14 protein-coding genes are annotated in these 15,554 nt (G+C 59.0%); 10 read left to right on the plus strand and 4 right to left on the minus strand.

Annotation, left to right across the window (positions count from 1 at the left end):
* Positions 1–276: 276 nt before the first annotated feature.
* The 9 genes from AC0L3N_RS18815 (at position 277) to lpxD (ending at position 10,447) form a co-directional block, all read left to right on the plus strand.
* A complete protein-coding gene (locus AC0L3N_RS18815) occupies positions 277–1,032 on the plus strand; it encodes a response regulator (RefSeq protein WP_123147422.1) in 756 nt (251 codons plus the stop codon).
* The gene (locus AC0L3N_RS18820) at positions 1,029–2,432 is read left to right on the plus strand and encodes a sensor histidine kinase (RefSeq protein ID WP_473548998.1); all 1,404 of its coding nucleotides are present in this window, start codon (positions 1,029–1,031) and stop codon (positions 2,430–2,432) included. Before AC0L3N_RS18815 ends, AC0L3N_RS18820 begins: the two co-directional genes overlap by 4 nt.
* A gap of 633 nt (positions 2,433–3,065) precedes the next feature.
* Positions 3,066–3,476, plus strand: coding sequence for an antitoxin Xre/MbcA/ParS-like domain-containing protein (locus tag AC0L3N_RS18825; RefSeq protein ID WP_473548999.1), 411 nt, complete (start codon positions 3,066–3,068; stop codon positions 3,474–3,476).
* Between the two features lie 397 nt (positions 3,477–3,873).
* Complete coding sequence (locus AC0L3N_RS18830; RefSeq protein WP_473549000.1) at positions 3,874–4,833, plus strand: aspartyl/asparaginyl beta-hydroxylase domain-containing protein; 960 nt, start codon at positions 3,874–3,876, stop codon at positions 4,831–4,833.
* Between the two features lie 187 nt (positions 4,834–5,020).
* Positions 5,021–5,923: a MipA/OmpV family protein gene (locus tag AC0L3N_RS18835; protein WP_473549001.1), complete on the plus strand. Its 903-nt coding sequence runs from the start codon at positions 5,021–5,023 to the stop codon at positions 5,921–5,923.
* Between the two features lie 302 nt (positions 5,924–6,225).
* Entirely contained in the window at positions 6,226–6,714 is a 489-nt protein-coding gene (locus AC0L3N_RS18840; protein ID WP_473549002.1) for a class I SAM-dependent methyltransferase, read from the plus strand.
* A 429-nt stretch (positions 6,715–7,143) separates the two neighbouring features.
* Entirely contained in the window at positions 7,144–8,316 is a 1,173-nt protein-coding gene (locus AC0L3N_RS18845) for a patatin-like phospholipase family protein (RefSeq protein WP_473549004.1), read from the plus strand.
* A 157-nt stretch (positions 8,317–8,473) separates the two neighbouring features.
* Positions 8,474–9,244 carry a DUF3313 domain-containing protein gene (locus tag AC0L3N_RS18850; RefSeq protein ID WP_165848435.1) on the plus strand — a complete coding sequence of 257 codons (771 nt, stop codon included), beginning with the start codon at positions 8,474–8,476 and terminating at the stop codon, positions 9,242–9,244.
* 162 nt (positions 9,245–9,406) lie between these two features.
* Entirely contained in the window at positions 9,407–10,447 is a 1,041-nt protein-coding gene (gene lpxD / locus AC0L3N_RS18855; RefSeq protein ID WP_473549020.1) for a UDP-3-O-(3-hydroxymyristoyl)glucosamine N-acyltransferase, read from the plus strand.
* Positions 10,448–10,696: 249 nt separating this feature from the next.
* Here lpxD and AC0L3N_RS18860 read toward each other — a convergent pair whose 3' ends face one another.
* The 3 genes from AC0L3N_RS18860 to AC0L3N_RS18870 form a co-directional block, all read right to left on the minus strand.
* The gene (locus tag AC0L3N_RS18860; protein WP_123146667.1) at positions 10,697–11,932 is read right to left on the minus strand and encodes an SAM-dependent methyltransferase; all 1,236 of its coding nucleotides are present in this window, start codon (positions 11,930–11,932) and stop codon (positions 10,697–10,699) included.
* 315 nt (positions 11,933–12,247) lie between these two features.
* Positions 12,248–12,760 (minus strand): OmpA family protein, encoded by a 513-nt coding sequence (locus tag AC0L3N_RS18865; RefSeq protein ID WP_473549005.1) that lies wholly within the window; start codon positions 12,758–12,760, stop codon positions 12,248–12,250.
* 10 nt (positions 12,761–12,770) lie between these two features.
* Positions 12,771–13,430, minus strand: a complete 660-nt coding sequence (locus AC0L3N_RS18870; RefSeq protein WP_077380658.1) for a L,D-transpeptidase — start codon at positions 13,428–13,430, stop codon at positions 12,771–12,773.
* Between the two features lie 256 nt (positions 13,431–13,686).
* Between AC0L3N_RS18870 and AC0L3N_RS18875 the strand changes: the two genes are divergently transcribed.
* Positions 13,687–14,763: an aminopeptidase gene (locus tag AC0L3N_RS18875; RefSeq protein WP_473549006.1), complete on the plus strand. Its 1,077-nt coding sequence runs from the start codon at positions 13,687–13,689 to the stop codon at positions 14,761–14,763.
* A gap of 231 nt (positions 14,764–14,994) precedes the next feature.
* Here the strand turns inward: AC0L3N_RS18875 and AC0L3N_RS18880 are convergent, their stop codons facing one another.
* Complete coding sequence (locus AC0L3N_RS18880; protein WP_473549007.1) at positions 14,995–15,228, minus strand: hypothetical protein; 234 nt, start codon at positions 15,226–15,228, stop codon at positions 14,995–14,997.
* Positions 15,229–15,554: the final 326 nt, after the last annotated feature.

Genomic DNA, 15,554 nt, shown 5'->3' on the forward strand with positions numbered 1-15,554 from the left:
CGTATGGCGATCGTTCTTCGCAATCGCTCCTGGGCGGCATTAATCCCGATTTGTCATTGCGGTGGGTTATGTATTGTTAAGAGTTGCTAAGGCGCAGCGGCCTAGCGCCCGCCGGAAGCGCTGGTCCGCGCCGCGCGGATGGGATCGCTGCCGCAGACGCGGCGACTGTTGGGCCGGGAGGAGGCCTGCCGGGGACCACAGCAACAAAATTAAACACAATTGTTGCTGACAGCCATGATGAGCAGCGTGTTACTCCGAAGGGGAAAGGGCAACAAAATGGCCAAGCCTATGGAAAACGTCGGATATGATGTCATCACTCCAGCTTCAGCCCGAATTCTCGTCGTCGAGGATGACCGGGATATAGCGACTATGCTGATCGAACTGATGAAAGAGGCGGGCTACGTCGCCGAGACAGTCGGATCGGCCATGGAAATGGACCGCGTTCTCAAAAAGAAAGAGTTCAGCCTTATTGTATTGGACGGAATGCTGCCGGGTGAGGACGGTTTTAGCATTTGCAGAAGGATCAGGGCATCCGATACTACACCCATCCTCATGCTTACCGCGCTGACAAAAGAGGTGGACAGAGTCGTCGGACTGGAACTGGGGGCCGACGACTATGTCACAAAACCGTTTAGTTCGAGGGAACTTTTGGCGAGAATAAAGGCGCTGCTGCGGCGATCGTCGTATTCAAGCCAACTCAAGCCAAGCCAGGACCCGATGACGTTCGCGGGCTGGCGAATAGATCCTGTCACTCGCGAATTGACTGACATTGACGGTGTCCATGTGCCGCTCACGACGGCGGAATTTGATGTGCTGCTTGTGTTCTGCGAGAATCCTCGACAGGTGATGAACCGGCAAGACATACTTGCTCGCACCCACGCTGGCGCTGCCGGACCTGTCGAGCGCAGCATTGATGTGCATGTGAGCCGTATCCGGCAAAAGATAGAGCCGAACTATAAGGAGCCCACTTTCATTAAGACAGTGCGGCTGGGCGGTTACATCTTCACTCCGGAGGTCGCGGTAGCCATATGATCGGTCGGTTCAGACGGGCGCCCATTCGACTCCAGTTCGTCGTGCTCGCTGCGATCCCTATTCCCGCAGTGCTTCTTAGCGTTATCGCGCTCTTGCCGGAGCCGTACATCTTCCAGGCTAAGCAAGTGATTGCGGTCAGAAGCACACAGATCGAATTGATCGTAGAGCAACTCAGAAACAGCGCGGACGATGCCGACGCCGAGAAGCTGCTGCGAGCGAGCGCTCCCATCGGTCTGGAGATGAGGATTTTGCCGTGGCGTGATCTTAACGTCGGAAGCAGCCACCAAGGGGATATGCAATTTATCGCCGACGAGCTTCGCGACGTGCTGCCCACTGATTTTGAGGCCGCTGTTCTTCCGCAGGATGCGGAACACAATGCCCTGGCGGTGCGTGTCGACGCCAAGCGTGGCCTCCTGGTACGGTTCTCTGACGCTGATACCTATCCAGCCGTCTTCGGCACGGTTGTCGAACTCATTGCCAAGATCCTGATGTTGATCCTCCCGATGCTTCTGCTGGTGCTTTACATAGGTGGCGTGATCACGTCGCCTCTTGTCCGTTTTGCCGAAGCGGCAAAGAGCTTGCGGCTCGACGGCAGCGAGGAGCAGCTATTCACTGTCGCAGGCGCCAAGGAGCTTCGCACCCTCGCAACGGCGCTCAACGATATGCGGCGTAGAATACGTAAGATGGTTGATGACCGCACGCGGATGCTGACCGCCGTAAGCCACGACCTGAGAACACCACTAACGCGTCTAAGAATGCGCGTGGAGCGATCAAAGGAGACCCCGTCGAAACAATTGATGCTTGACGATATCGCCACATTGACCGCGATGATCGAGGAAAGCCTTCAATATCTGAGCAGCACGGCGCGCGACGAGCCGCTTCGAAAGGTTGATATTGCAGCCCTGATGAAGACAATCGTTGCCGGGTTCTCCGATGTTGGACACACGGTGATTTACGTCGGGCCCGAGAGATTCGGATATTCATGCAAGCAGAAAGGGCTGACGCGGGCAGTCACCAACATCGTGGAAAATGCCGTCAGGTTCGGTAAGATCGTGCACGTCCAATTGTCCAATTTCCCGCCAAGCAAAGTGTCCATTGTTGTGCAGGACGATGGCCCCGGCCTTGCAGAGGGTCTCCACGAGAAGGCTCTTGAGCCTTTTTTCAAGGCAGATCAGGCCCGGTCCTCGACTATCAACAGCGGTTTTGGACTGGGTCTTTCGATCGCAGATGAGATCGCAAAGAGCCATGGTGGCTCGCTGTCGCTCGAGAACATATCCCCGCATGGGCTACGAGCGACGATATCGTTGCCGCCGGCACGGGTTGTTCCGCTCAAAAACAGCAAGACTGACGATATGCAACGACAGGCTTCAACGCGGCAGGCGCTCGCCAAAGGCAGATAGTCGACTATATAGCACGACGCGGGCCGTGACGTTTGGGACCGTCGTTCAACGCCTTGGCGCGGTGAGGGGGAGCGCCTCCTGAGGGCCGCAAGGGCTCATCCTTCCCATGAAGCCGGTGCGACCGCGCCGCATCCTGAAGCAGTTTCCTCATCTCTCTCAAAGAGACGCGGTCCGCGCGCATCATCTGTCTGATGAGTGGGTCTTTGAGGATGTCCTCACGCTTTAGATCATCATGGGCCATAAAGGGTCTCCGTCTCTATCGTGTTAGGACGTAGCCGCGGCCGAGACCCTGGCGATGTCAAAAGCGGGACAAAACCAAGGCGGTTGGTGAAGTTTTGTTGCCGGCCACCGTGGCGGCTTTCCTCCGGTCAGCAGGCCCAGCAGCAACCCAGGTGGCCAGGGCGATCGATGAGGTTGCCTCTTGGTGACGGCGCCGCGCTCGGTCGCTGGGCAAATCTTGCGGAACCGTCAAGCCGCTCCCTTCGCCAGCGAAACTTGCCGCGCGGCTGTCTCGGCCAGACCGGCAGGGGCACAAGGCCGTCTGAGGAAAAGAATGCCGATTTGGCGCGAGCGAACGCGGGGCGAGATTCTGAACCCTATTTGACGCGATCGCGTCTCGCCGATGTTGCCACAATGCGTCTTGAAGACTGGGCAGGCGCAGTTGCCGGGCCAACATACCTCGAAGAAAATCTGCAGATTCCGAGATCGACGTTGCACCGCTGGCAGAAGCGTAACCAGGTCATAGCATTGCGCAAGGGCCTCGGGAGGCACGTGTTCCCGCTGGCCCAGTTCGTTGACGGAAGACCCGTTGCCGGAATACCTGAGGTGTTCGCGCTGGCAAAGCAGCCAAGGCTTGCGTGGTCGTGGCTCGTTCGCCCGTCACCCTATCTCGAGGGCAGTGTTCCCATCAACTTGCTGAGACGAGACCTTGTCGAGGACGTCGTGATAGCTGCCAGGCGTTCGTTCTACCTGAACATTGGTCGAACGCGGGAGTCGAGCTTGGGGGCTCCTGGGCGAACCCTTTTCCAGCAACCCGCTCCCTGAGCGGGAGCCAGTGTTTGCGGCGCTCGGCGAAGCGCGACATGTCAGGCGAAAGTCGTCGGTCGAATCGGCCATGGCAGGCACATCCCCAGCCATCGCGGACCATTTCGCGACAAGGTTTCGCACGGCCTGGTCATTCCAGGCCAGCCGGATGGTGTCCGGCAACCATCATAATGATCAACCCTCAAGAGCCGCGGATGACCGACAGCGAGTGCATGCCGTGGGACGATAACAACTCTTAACAATACAAAATCCAAGGCAATGACAAATCTGGACTAATGCCGCCATCCGGAGCGTGTGAGCGCCTCGGATGAAACCATTCTGAAGTGTCTGACCTGGGTCGGCGCAACGGGACCCATCCATCAACATCGCGGTAACTGGCGCACTCAGGGCAAATCTCATGCTAATTCTTGTCGTCATGGTCACGCTTGTGGCCGCGAGCATCGTGTACGTCTACCGCTTCCGGGGCGAAGCCCGCTACGAAAGCCTGTCTGAGTACCTCCGCAAGGGATGGCCGATCTTTTCGCCGTTGAATTGTGCGTTGTACATGACAACGCTCTCGCGCGGATCAAAGGCCGTGCTCGACCCGGCGGATTTTCCGGAACTCGAACTGCTGCGTCAGAACTGGCAAACCATTCGGAATGAGGGCATGGACCTGCTGCGCGAGAACTACTTCGACGCCAGCAAACGGCCCGGCACCGCAGGAACCTATGACGTCGGCTTCCGGACGTTCTTCAAGTACGGCTGGAGCCGCTTCTACATCAAGTGGTACGGGTATGAGCATCATTCCGCGAGACGCCTTTGCCCCAGCACCGTCAAGATACTGCAGAGCGTTCCGAGCGTGCATGGCGCGATGTTTGCCTATCTACCCAAGGGAGCCCAACTGACCCGGCATGCCGATCCAATTGCCGTGTCACTGCGCTACCACCTCGGTCTCGTCACTCCGAACTCCGACGCCTGCTTCATCAATGTGGATGGCCGCAAGCTGAGTTGGCGCGATGGCGAGGTTATCATGTTCGATGAGACCTACCTGCACTTCGTGCGCAACGATACCGACTGCGATCGCCTCATCCTCATGTGCGACGTGAAACGGCCCCTGAACCCGCTGGGTGCCATATTCAATTTCTTCTACGAAGGCTTAACGCGTGCCACGGTGGTACCCAACACGCCCGAAGACCGTCGTGGCTTGGCCAACAGGGTCTTTGCTGGACTTGCGCCTATCCTGGCAGGCAGCAAGGCACTGAAGTCGACGAACCGTCCATTGTACCTCGTCATCAAGTGGTCGGTGAACACCTTGCTGTTGCTGCTGCTGTTGGGGCTGATTGCGGGCGTCGCGCAGTTGCTCAGCCGACTCGTCTAAAAGCTTAGCTTTGATTCGCTCTTGATATGCACAATTCAAGCGAAAGCCGAGTGCTTGTTGCGCCTCCAGGCCAACCACATCGATCGCGGCGCAACATTTCTTAATATCACAAAATCCAAAGCAACCTCGTAGTCCTAGACAGTGCAGCCGCTGGAGGGCCGATGCGTCGGGCTTCCCCTCGCACGCGTTGAGTATCTTCCACCATCCCCAGGAGCCGGTTCGCATGTCGCTAACGAAGCATTTCTCAACCCGCTCGCGGCATGTCGCCGTCGCTACGAGCCTCTCGGCGATTACTTTTCTCCCGCTCCAGGCAGGCGCGGCCGAGCCCTACGATAACGAATCGGCCGCAGCGACTCCCTCGGCGGCAAACGTCGATGAGAGACGGTTCGGTCGCATACGCCAGAAGCTTTCCGACTGGAATGTCATGGTTGCGGCCGGAGCAATGTATCAGCCGAAATATGAGGGATCGGACGAGTACGAACTCGTCCCGTTTCCGATGGTCTCCGCAACCATTGGCCGCCTCACCATCTCTCCGGGCGGGCTGGATGTCGACGTGTTGGAAGCAAACGGTTTCAAAGTCTCGGTAAAAGGCGGTTTCGAGATGGGCGGAGGGCGCAAGGAAGAGGATTCCAAGCACCTGAAAGGCCTCGGTGACATCGACGCTGGCGCTATGGTCGGAACCAAGGTCTCGTATGAAACGGGGCCGGTGGAACTATATGCTTCCGTCGACAAGACGATTGGCGGCAGCGAAGGCCTGCTCGGTGTGGTGGGCGCAAATGTCTCCCATCATTATAACGCCTTTATTTTCTCCGCCGGCGCGTCTGCGATCTTCGCGGACGAAAACTATATGTATACCTATTTTGGGGTGACGGCCGTCCAATCCGCACGGTCGGGGTTGCGGCAATACGAGGCTGGCGCGGGGCTTAAGCGCTACGATATCGAAGCCTCGGTAACCTACATGGTGACGGAGAACTGGCTTATCCGCGGCCAGGTCGGTGTCGGTTTCCTCGCCGGCGATGCGAAGGACAGCCCGATCGTTCAGAAGGACGTGCAGCCGTCCGGGATGCTCTTCGTCGGTTACAGGTTCTAGGAGTCCAGCAAGGCGCACATTCGCCAACCCTGGCATGAACGTCGGCTAACTGGTGGCAAAACAAGCCATTGGCCAACAGGCAGGGCAATCCCGTCGACGCTTTCCGGCCAGCAACAACTCTTAACATCTCTTCAAAAACCGCAACTGGCGTCTCCAGGTAGGGCTTACGGATAAATGAATGTTCTCTGTCAGTAATGCGGAGCTACGCAATGTCGGACCCGACTACTCTATTCCGCACCTGGATGTCGCATCCTTTTCGGACCGCCTTGCTTGTGCCTTCCGGGCGAGCTCTGGCGGTGGCAATGACTCGCGAAATCAGTACTTCGCAGTCTCCGGTTGTTGAGCTCGGCCCTGGAACCGGAGTCTTCACCCGGCAGCTCATTCTCCGCGGCGTGCCTCAGGAGCGCATAGCGCTCATAGAAAGCGCCACTTCCTTTGCCCACATGTTACGTCGCCAGTTTCCGGCTGCTGCGTTGCTTGACATCGATGCGACGGAGTTGCGCCGATGTGATCCCTTTAATGGCGAGAAAATAGGCACGGTGATCAGCAGCCTCCCGCTTCTCACCATGCCGGCTTGGCGTGTCTTCGCCATTCTGTACGGCGCTTTCCACATTCTTCGTCCGGAAGGAGCCGTCTATCAATTTACCTATGGCTGGCAGTGCCCGGTACCTGACTCCGTTCTCGACCGGATCGGGCTTGAGGCGACGTTCACTGAATGGGTTTTCGCAAATGCACCACCTGCACAGGTTTACCGGATCGCCAGGCGGCCGGACGCGATCGGAAGAGCCTGATGGACTTCCCCCGTTTGCCGTCTAGCTTCGAGGACGAGGTCGTTCGCACGGATAAGAAGTTGCTGTCCTGGGCAAAATGGTTCGCTAATCCAATTACCATGTTTCCTGTGCACTGCGCATGGGCGTAGCGACCAGTCCGTCGTCCTTGGCGGCCGCGTGTCACCGATTGCATCGTAGTTGCGGAGATGGTCGCCGAGCCCCCCGCTCAGACGGAAGTGGCTGGCACCGCGTCACGGTTACCGGAACGAGCGTAGGACGACGTGCCGGGTTGCGGGGCGCAACAACTCTTAACAATACATAACCCACGGTAATGACAAATCGGGATTAATGCCGCCAGACGCGACTGCAAAGAACGGTCGCCGAGCGCCGTATCGCCGTTGGAGACCTTGATGGTTCCTTCCGGCGATGGCCCGGGACAAGGCGGTAGACATGCATCGACTGGTGGCCATTGTCCTGCTGGCCTTTCTTGCTGGCTGTTTGGCGCCAGACCGCATTGTTTACGGGCCGAAGGCTGCGACGGCAGCCAGCATCCAGGGGTTCAGCGACATTCGTATTTATGCAGATTCGGCCCGGAAACTGCCCGAGGCGCACGCCTGGCTGCCCATCCCGAGACACAAGGAAATCAACTACCTGGTCTTGTCGAGCGGCGGTGGCGCAGGCGCATTCAGCGTCGGGGCGCTTAAGGCTTGGTCGGACAACGGACAGCGGCCGGAATTCGACATGGTCAGCGGCGTCAGCACGGGTGCGCTGATCGCGCCCTATGCCTTCCTCGGCTCGGCCTACGACCAGCCTCTCGTGGATCTCTATACAAGCGGTGCTGCCAAGGAGTTGGTCGATGCAGATTTCCTACCGAGGGGCCTGTTCGGAGCAAGTCTCCTGAAACAGGAGCCGCTTCGGAAAATGGTCGAGCGCTATCTGACGCGCGACATACTGGAAAAAATCGCGGCTGAGCACCGCAAGGGACGACGACTGTTTGTTTTGACCTCGAATCTCGATTCCCAAAGAGCGGTGATCTGGAACATGGGCGCCATCGCCAATAGCGGGCGGCCCGGTGCGCTGAAACTCTTCCAGGACATACTGATCGCGTCGGCAAGTATCCCCGGCGTTTATCCGGCCGTGCTCATCAAGGCCGAAGCTGGAGCGGAGGCGTTTGAAGAAATGCACTCCGACGGCGGGTCGGCGTCCCAAATCCTGACGATCCCAGAGGGGTGGATAGCCAATTCGGACAAGGGCGTGCGGTCTGAAAACCTCAAGTTCAACATGTACATCATCATCAACAATGCGCTCATGCCAGAATTTACCACGACAACGAACAACACGTTTGCTGTCATGGCCAGGGCGAATTCCACCCTCGTCAAGGCACAGACCCGCAGTGCGCTGCTGGCCACCTACATTTACGCCCAAAAGAACGGCATTCGGTTCCGCGTGGCCTCGATCGATAAGCAGCTCCCCTACAGGATGACCGATCCATTCAACACCGACTACATGCGCGCCGTTTACAACCTCGGATACGCAAAAATGGCGAACGGCAGCCTGTGGCACGACAGGCCCGTGTTCACCGACAAGGTTGCTGCCGCTCAGCCAGCGGAACAGAGGCAATAGCCTACCCCACCTGCCTCCTTCCATACACCAAGCCCAACAGGAGAACGAAGTGCCAAATTCCCGTACAAACCAGGCTGCCGGTCGACCGCAGCATCGATCGATCGGTTTCGCGCTTCTGTCGTCCGTGCTCGTATCGGCAGTTGCCGGATGCACCTCGGTGCCGCTCCAGCCTGCCAATTCGCTGGCCTCCTATGACGGTCTTACCAAGGTCGATGGGCGAATAAGGAAGGCAGAGTACAAGGCCGTCCCCGAGGATCTCAAAGTAAGCAAGACAGTGTACATTGAGCCTACCGTGGTTTCGCCCACCGCTGCGCAATCCACCATAAAGCCTGCCGATCAGGCCTTGGTGGCGACAGTGGTCAGCCGCGCACTCTGCGTTGGCGTCAGCGATCGTTTCGTAGTCACAGGCGACAGAGAAAACGCCGATCTGATCGTTCACGCGACGGTCACCCGGATTGTGCCCACCAACGCCACAGCCGCCGGCCTGTCGACCGCGGCGTCAATCGGAGCCTCGTTCGCGGCCTCATCAGTTCCCGTGCCGAGAATTCCGCTGGGACTGGGCGGGCTTGCCGTCGAGGCCGAGGCGACCACCCGGGACGGGAAACAGGCGGGCGCGATGGTGTGGTCGAAGGGCGCAAATTTCGTGACCACAGGCGCGCGGATGTCGAAGATCGGTGACGCCTACTCTCTGGCGGAGAGTTTCGGAAGTGACTTCTCCAAGATGCTTGTCACGGGCAAAACACCGTTCAAGTTTGGCTTCCCGAAGTTTCCGTCTTATCAGAAGCTGAAATCCGGACTCGGCGGCAAACCCAAATATCAGGCTTGCGAAAGGTTCGGCCGGGCGCCCGGACTGAAGGACTTCGCAGGGTCACAGCTCGGTTTGCCGCCCTCGTGGACCGACAAGCCAGTTCGACCGCAGAGCCAGTAGAATTTGTATCGACCAACCCCCATAGCCGGAAATCCGGACAGCGTCGTCCGCATGCGGACCCGCGGTAAGTCGGTCGGCCTGCTCTCCCCTGCCCCCCGACAGGCCGACCGACACACTGATGAATGGCAAATCCAACCGACCCAATCCTCCCATCAACCGAGCCTGACCGTGTCACCGATTTCTCAGTCGAGCGGATTAGCTTTAGCCGAACTCGTGGAAGAGGCCGGAGTGCCACTGCCGGCATCTGCCGATCCAAGCATGCTTCTGCAGAGTGGGGCGAGCCTCGAGATAGCACAGTCATGGCACATCGCCTACATTGATCACGCCCGTTACGCGAACGCCTTGCGCACCACCAAGGCCGGCGCTTGCTTTGTCACAGAGCGCTTCGCCCATATGGTGCCGCCCGGCACCGTTCCCATTACCGTACGGGATCCCCGCCTGGTTTTTGCCAAGGTGCTTGCCCGGCTACACCCCGAGGCGTTGCGAGCCGCACCGCTTTTGGGTAGTACCAATGTCACCGAGGGATGTTTTGTGCATCCATCGGCGCAGATCGGAGCCGGCGTCGTGCTCGATCCTGGCGTTGTTATCGGAGAGCGGGTATTTATCGGAGCCGGCACCACAATCGGTGCCCATGTGGTGCTGGGTCCAGACGTGGTCATCGGCTGGGATTGCTCCATCGGCCCCAGCGTCACCATCGCCCATTCCAACATGGGCGATCGGTCGATCGTTCATGCGGGAGCCCGCATAGGCCAGGATGGTTTTGGCTTTGCGATGAGCGTTTCAGGACTTGTGAAGGTGCCGCAACTCGGCCGCGTCACAATCGGAAACGACGTCGAGATCGGAGCCAACAGCACTGTCGATCGCGGCAGCGGGGGCAATACCGTCATTGGAGACGGGACGAAGATCGATAATCTCGTTCAGATTGCCCACAACGTGCGGATTGGACGCCATTGCGTGATCACTGCTCAGGTCGGGATCGCGGGCTCGACCGTGCTGGAGGACTGCGTTGCGGTGGGCGGCCATAGCGCCATTGCCGGCCATCTGCACATCGGCCGGGGCGCTCAACTAGCCGCGGCCTCGCGGTTCATGAGAGACGTGCCGGCAGGCGAACGCTGGGGCGGAATGCCCGCCAGACCACTGCGAGAATGGTTCCGCGAACAAACAACCCTGAAGAAACTGGCGAAGCATCGCCCTGGGGCCTGACTCTGTAGCCATGCTCGAAGTTAACTTCGCTGTCGGCGAGGTCCGCTTTCAGGCGGTGGCTACGAGATCCTGAACGGCCGATATTAGGCGCAAAGCTGTCATTCGTGGCCGACCGCTTTGATCTGCGGACTTGTCGATTGGTTGCACCGGCGCTTCCGTCGAACGAAGATTGACCGGCGGGATGATGGCATCCGAGTCCTGCAGGGCGCGCTAACCAGCGGACCGGGCCCACTGGTGTGGATAGCGAAACTACGCACTCGTCTGCATCGAGCTCAGTAGGCGTCGCTCTTCTTCGACAATATAATCGCGGATGACTGGGACATCGTCACGGCGAGTTGAGATCAGTATCTGGAAGACAAAATTTGAACCGTTTAGGAAGCCGAGTTCGGCCGAGGCCAGATAGAAATCCCACATACGGCAGAAGCGTTCGCCCATCATGGCGATTGCCTCCTCGCGCCTGGCCTCATAGCCGAGACGCCAATCGTGGATCGTCCAGTAATAGTGCAGCCGCAAATTTTCGCAGTCGGCGCACCAGATCCCCGTGCGCTCCAACGAGGCAAACACCTCTGACAAAGCCGGCACATACCCACCTGGAAAGATATACTTGCGGATGAACGGCGCCGTCGTACCAGGCGGTGACATGCGTCCGATCGCATGAACCAATGCGAAGCCGCCCTCCTTCAACAATCTACTAATGATCGTGAAATAGCTGTCGAAATGAACGACGCCCACGTGCTCCATCATTCCGATCGAGACAACACGGTCGAACTGTCCGCTGACCTCGCGATAGTCGACCTCGCGAAAATCGATCTGATGAGCGACCCCGGCCTCGATCGCTCGAAGCCGAGACGCCGCCAATTGCTCCGTCGAAACGTTGATCGCCGTGACCTTCACGTCGCAATACTTGGCGAGATAGATGGCGAGAGCGCCCCAGCCTGAGCCGATTTCCATCACATGCATGCCCGGCTCTAGCTTGAGCTTCGCGGCAATGTGGCGATGCTTGTCCATCTGCGCTTGCTGCAGACTGTTGTCCGGTGCCGTGTAATAGGCGCACGAATAGGTCATTGTCTCGTCGAGCCATAGCTCATAAAATTTCGTCGGGATGTCGTAGTGATGCTGAACGTTTTTGGCGGCGAGACCGAGCTTGTTGTTCTGCTGGCGCCGGCGCAACGCACGCCAGACTTTCCGCAACGCCTTCTGAACAGGGTGGGCTGCCAACCCAGTGCGGTTGACGGAAAAAAGTGACAAGAGGTCAAATGCTTTGCCACCGTTCTCGATCACCAAGCGGCCATCCATGTAGGCTTCGGCCGCCCTCAGTTCCGGATTGAAGAAGATCTCGCGTTCGACCGCTTTGTCGGTTAGGCGGATCGTCACGTCGGGCCCATCCTGTCCACTGCCGAAGGCTTGCCTGAAACCGTCCTCGAATATGACAGTCAGGCGCCCGTTTTTTACAAAACGGGAGAGCAGATTTGGCAGCAGACGCATTGTGGCTCGTTTCTCCTCACTTGCCCCGTAAGTATGACTACCCGGTGTCGGTACATCAATACCGATCTGGGGGCGGAGAGGGACCGGACTTCAGAAGTCTCCTCCCAATGCCGAAGTAGCGACTCATCCGGGCAGCCTGCCCCGCGATCAGAAATGTCTGCTTCTGGCGCAATAAGATGTCCAGGGTGGTCGCCGGCAGCGTCTGCTATCCGGCAATCGCAAAGATCGCCTCAAGGGCGGACATCGGGCGAAAAGCAGCCATGCCGCCGTCGCGTGTGAGACTCTGCTTCGGGTCACAAGCAGAACAGCAGCCCCCTACGGCTCGTCCCTCTCATCGCGCAAATTAGCCACAACGCGGCGGTTCTGTGACCTGCAGGCGGTGTCGGAGCAGTCGCGGACGAGCCTGTCCTTGCCGTAGCCCTTGGCCCACATGCGGTTGCGGTCTATGCCGCCGGCGGCGAGGTAGTCCATCACCGCATCGGCGCGCTGCTGCGACAGCGCCGTTTCACTTGCGCCGGGATCGTCGGCGAAACCCTGCAGCTTGAGCAGCCAGCGCGGATGCTTTGCTAACCAGGCGATCTGGGTGTCGAGGGTGGCCTTGGCGACAGAATCGAGCGCGGCCGAACCTTGCGTGAAATAGGTGCGGCGGCCGACATTGAGGATAAAATCCTCCTCGCTGCCCGGCTGCACGTTCTGGAAGCCGGCAACCTCGGTGTTGGTGATGTCGGGCGTGGAAGGGGCCAGCGTGTTGCTGGTCGAGCAGGATGCGGCCAGCACCAGAAGGCCGGCGGCGAGCAGCCGGCGCGTGTTTTCAATCATGCGGTTCATGAGGCGCCAATCATTCGACAGTGGTGGAAGCGGGCGCCTGGTCGGCGATGTGCGGCAGGACCTGCACCGCGGTGCCGATCGGGCAGCGCTGGTAGAGGTCGATGATGTCTTCCGGGAACATGCGGATGCAGCCGCTGGAAGCGTCGGTGCCGATGCTCCATGGCTCCAGCGTGCCATGCAGGCGGTAGCCGGTGTCGGCGCCGTTGCGGTGCAGATAGAGCGCGCGCGGCCCGAGCGGATTGTTGGACGCGCCGCCTGCGACCATGTGCGGTAGGTCCGGCTTGCGCTTACGCATTTCGGGGGGCGGGACCCATTGCGGCCACAGCGCGCGGCGGTCGATCGTCGCGCGGCCGTACCATTTGAAGCCGTCCTTGCCGACGCCGACGCCGTAGCGGATGGCGGTCTTGTTTTCCATGATGACGTAGAGGAAGTGGTGGCGGGTATCGACCACGACGGTGCCGACCGGCTCGCTGCTGAAATACTTGACGATCTGGCGATGCCATCTCTTGTCGATCTTGGCGAAGTTGGTCTTGCGATAGACAAAATTGTTGTCGCTGGCGGTACCGGCGAAAAAGGATTTTGCCGCCGCGGCTTGAGCAATATTGCTGGTTGCACCCACCGCGACCAGCGCCAGGCCGCCGAGCACGACACCCCTGCGTGATAAAACCATCGGCAATATTCCCCCCCATGCCAAAAGCCTGGCGGACCATAGTTGAGAATTACTTCGCCTCAAAGTGGAAAATGCTGCGTTGCTTCAGTCCGCCGTGTCCGGACATTCGGCATTTTGGCGGCGAGTGACTGAATTGTGACAATCTTGCCGAAGACGAACGTCTAACCTAAACCCCATCCAGGACCTCAACCAAATTGGCGCGACTGTTTGGGACCGGGCGTAGTTGCGACGTTTGCCCTATCCGGACGTGTGAGCAATGCCGTGGGCAACCGTGATGCGTGTATTTTTTCGTTCGGTTGCTGCGATGATCGTGATGTCCGGCGTGGCAGGTTGCACCAGCATTTCCTACTACGCACAATCCTTGAAGGGTCACGTGGAGATCATGGCGGCGCGCCAGGATGTCGGAGAGCTGATCGACGATCCGTCGACCCCTGGGACATTGCGCGCTCGAATGGCATCGGCGAGCGCCATCCGACAGTTTGCGATAGATGAACTAGCGCTGCCGGACAACAATAGCTACCGCAGCTATGTTAACGTTGGTCGGGACGCGGTGACATGGGCCATCTTCGCCGCGCCGGAATTCTCGCTGACGCCACGAACATGGTGCTTTCCGGTGTTCGGATGCGTTCCGTACCGAGGATACTTCTCCAAAAGGTCCGCGATTGAAACCGCCGTCGAACTTCAGAGACAGGGCCTGGACGTCTATGTGACGGGCATCACTGCATATTCCACGCTCGGCTGGTCAAGTGACCCGCTGCTAAGTACGATGCTCAGCCAAGATGAAACGTATCTTGCAGGGCTAGTTTTCCACGAGCTGGCCCACCAACGCGTCTATGTGAAGGACGATTCCGCATTCAACGAGGCATTCGCTGTCGCCGTCGAAACAACCGGCGTGAGAAAATGGCTGCGCGCGGCTGGTGATACCGGCGAATTGCGCCGTTACAAAGCCGACCGAAAGCGCAGGACCGAATTTCTTGCGCTGGTGTCGCACACCCGGGACGAGCTAGCGCACGTCTATGACGACTCCAGTACCTCGGACCAGAAGCGGGCCGCAAAGACGGCCGCGATCGAACGGCTGCGGATGCGCTACCGAGAGAAGCGCGACAGCCGCTGGCATGGATACCGGGGATACGATGTCTGGTTCGATTCTCCGATTAACAACGCGAAGCTCGCCGCGACTTCCGTCTACGGCGATCGGGTGGCGACGTTTCTCCGCTTGTTCGATTTGTGTTCGGGCGACTATCCACGATTCTTCGCGTCGGTTCGACGCATAGGAGCGTTAGACAAATCTGACCGCGCCGAAGCGCTCAAGGCGGCAGATTCATGCGATTGATCCGGTCAAATCCGAAGGCCAGAAGCGGCGCATCGGTCGCTGATGTACTCGGCAGCCGGCGCAGGTGATTGAATTGACCATTTGTCGGCCGATTTCCTAGGTACTTTGACGTCGGCGGGGCCGGAAGCCGCATGTCGGGCTACAGAAGCCAAAAGCGGACTTGACTGAACTCCCCGCGGGATCTTGGACCACAATGATTGCCGGCGGGCCGTGGCGCCTCAGCGTGCGCCCCTACGAGGCCGAAAACCTCACGCTCACGCCGCGCTGCCGAAAATAAGCCTGCATCAGCTTGCGGCCCGAACGGTTGTTCTGTGCCAGCCTTGCCGGATCGAACACCGCCTGTTCTATCCCCTCTCGCGCCAGCGCTGCTTTGAGCGCCGCGATATGGGCGTCGATGTCGGCATTGTTCGCCCGGAGCGATGCATAGATGCTGTCGGTCGCCTCGGCCACGGTCGGCTCGCTCACGGGTCTACTCCTTTGGCTATTCGGGCGGCGGCTTAGCACAGATCAGCGGCTTCGCCGATACCGATAAGACGGCTAGATGTGGCGGCAACAGTGTTCCTTGGGGTCGGTTGTGAATCATGGGTTCCGCCTGAGTCGGAGATCGCAAGCCATGTCGACACGAACGAGTGAGGAGGATTGGACGCGCATGTTCGAGTATCCGGGCTTGCCTGCCGCGACGCGGGCGGGGGATGGCTCCGCCCGGGCGTGGCCTGAGGAAGTTCACCTCAAATTGCTCTTCGGAAACAGCACGCGATCGGGTTTTGCATTCATTCGCGCCAGCATTTCCT

It is taken from the genome of Mesorhizobium sp. WSM4807, from assembly GCF_055811615.1.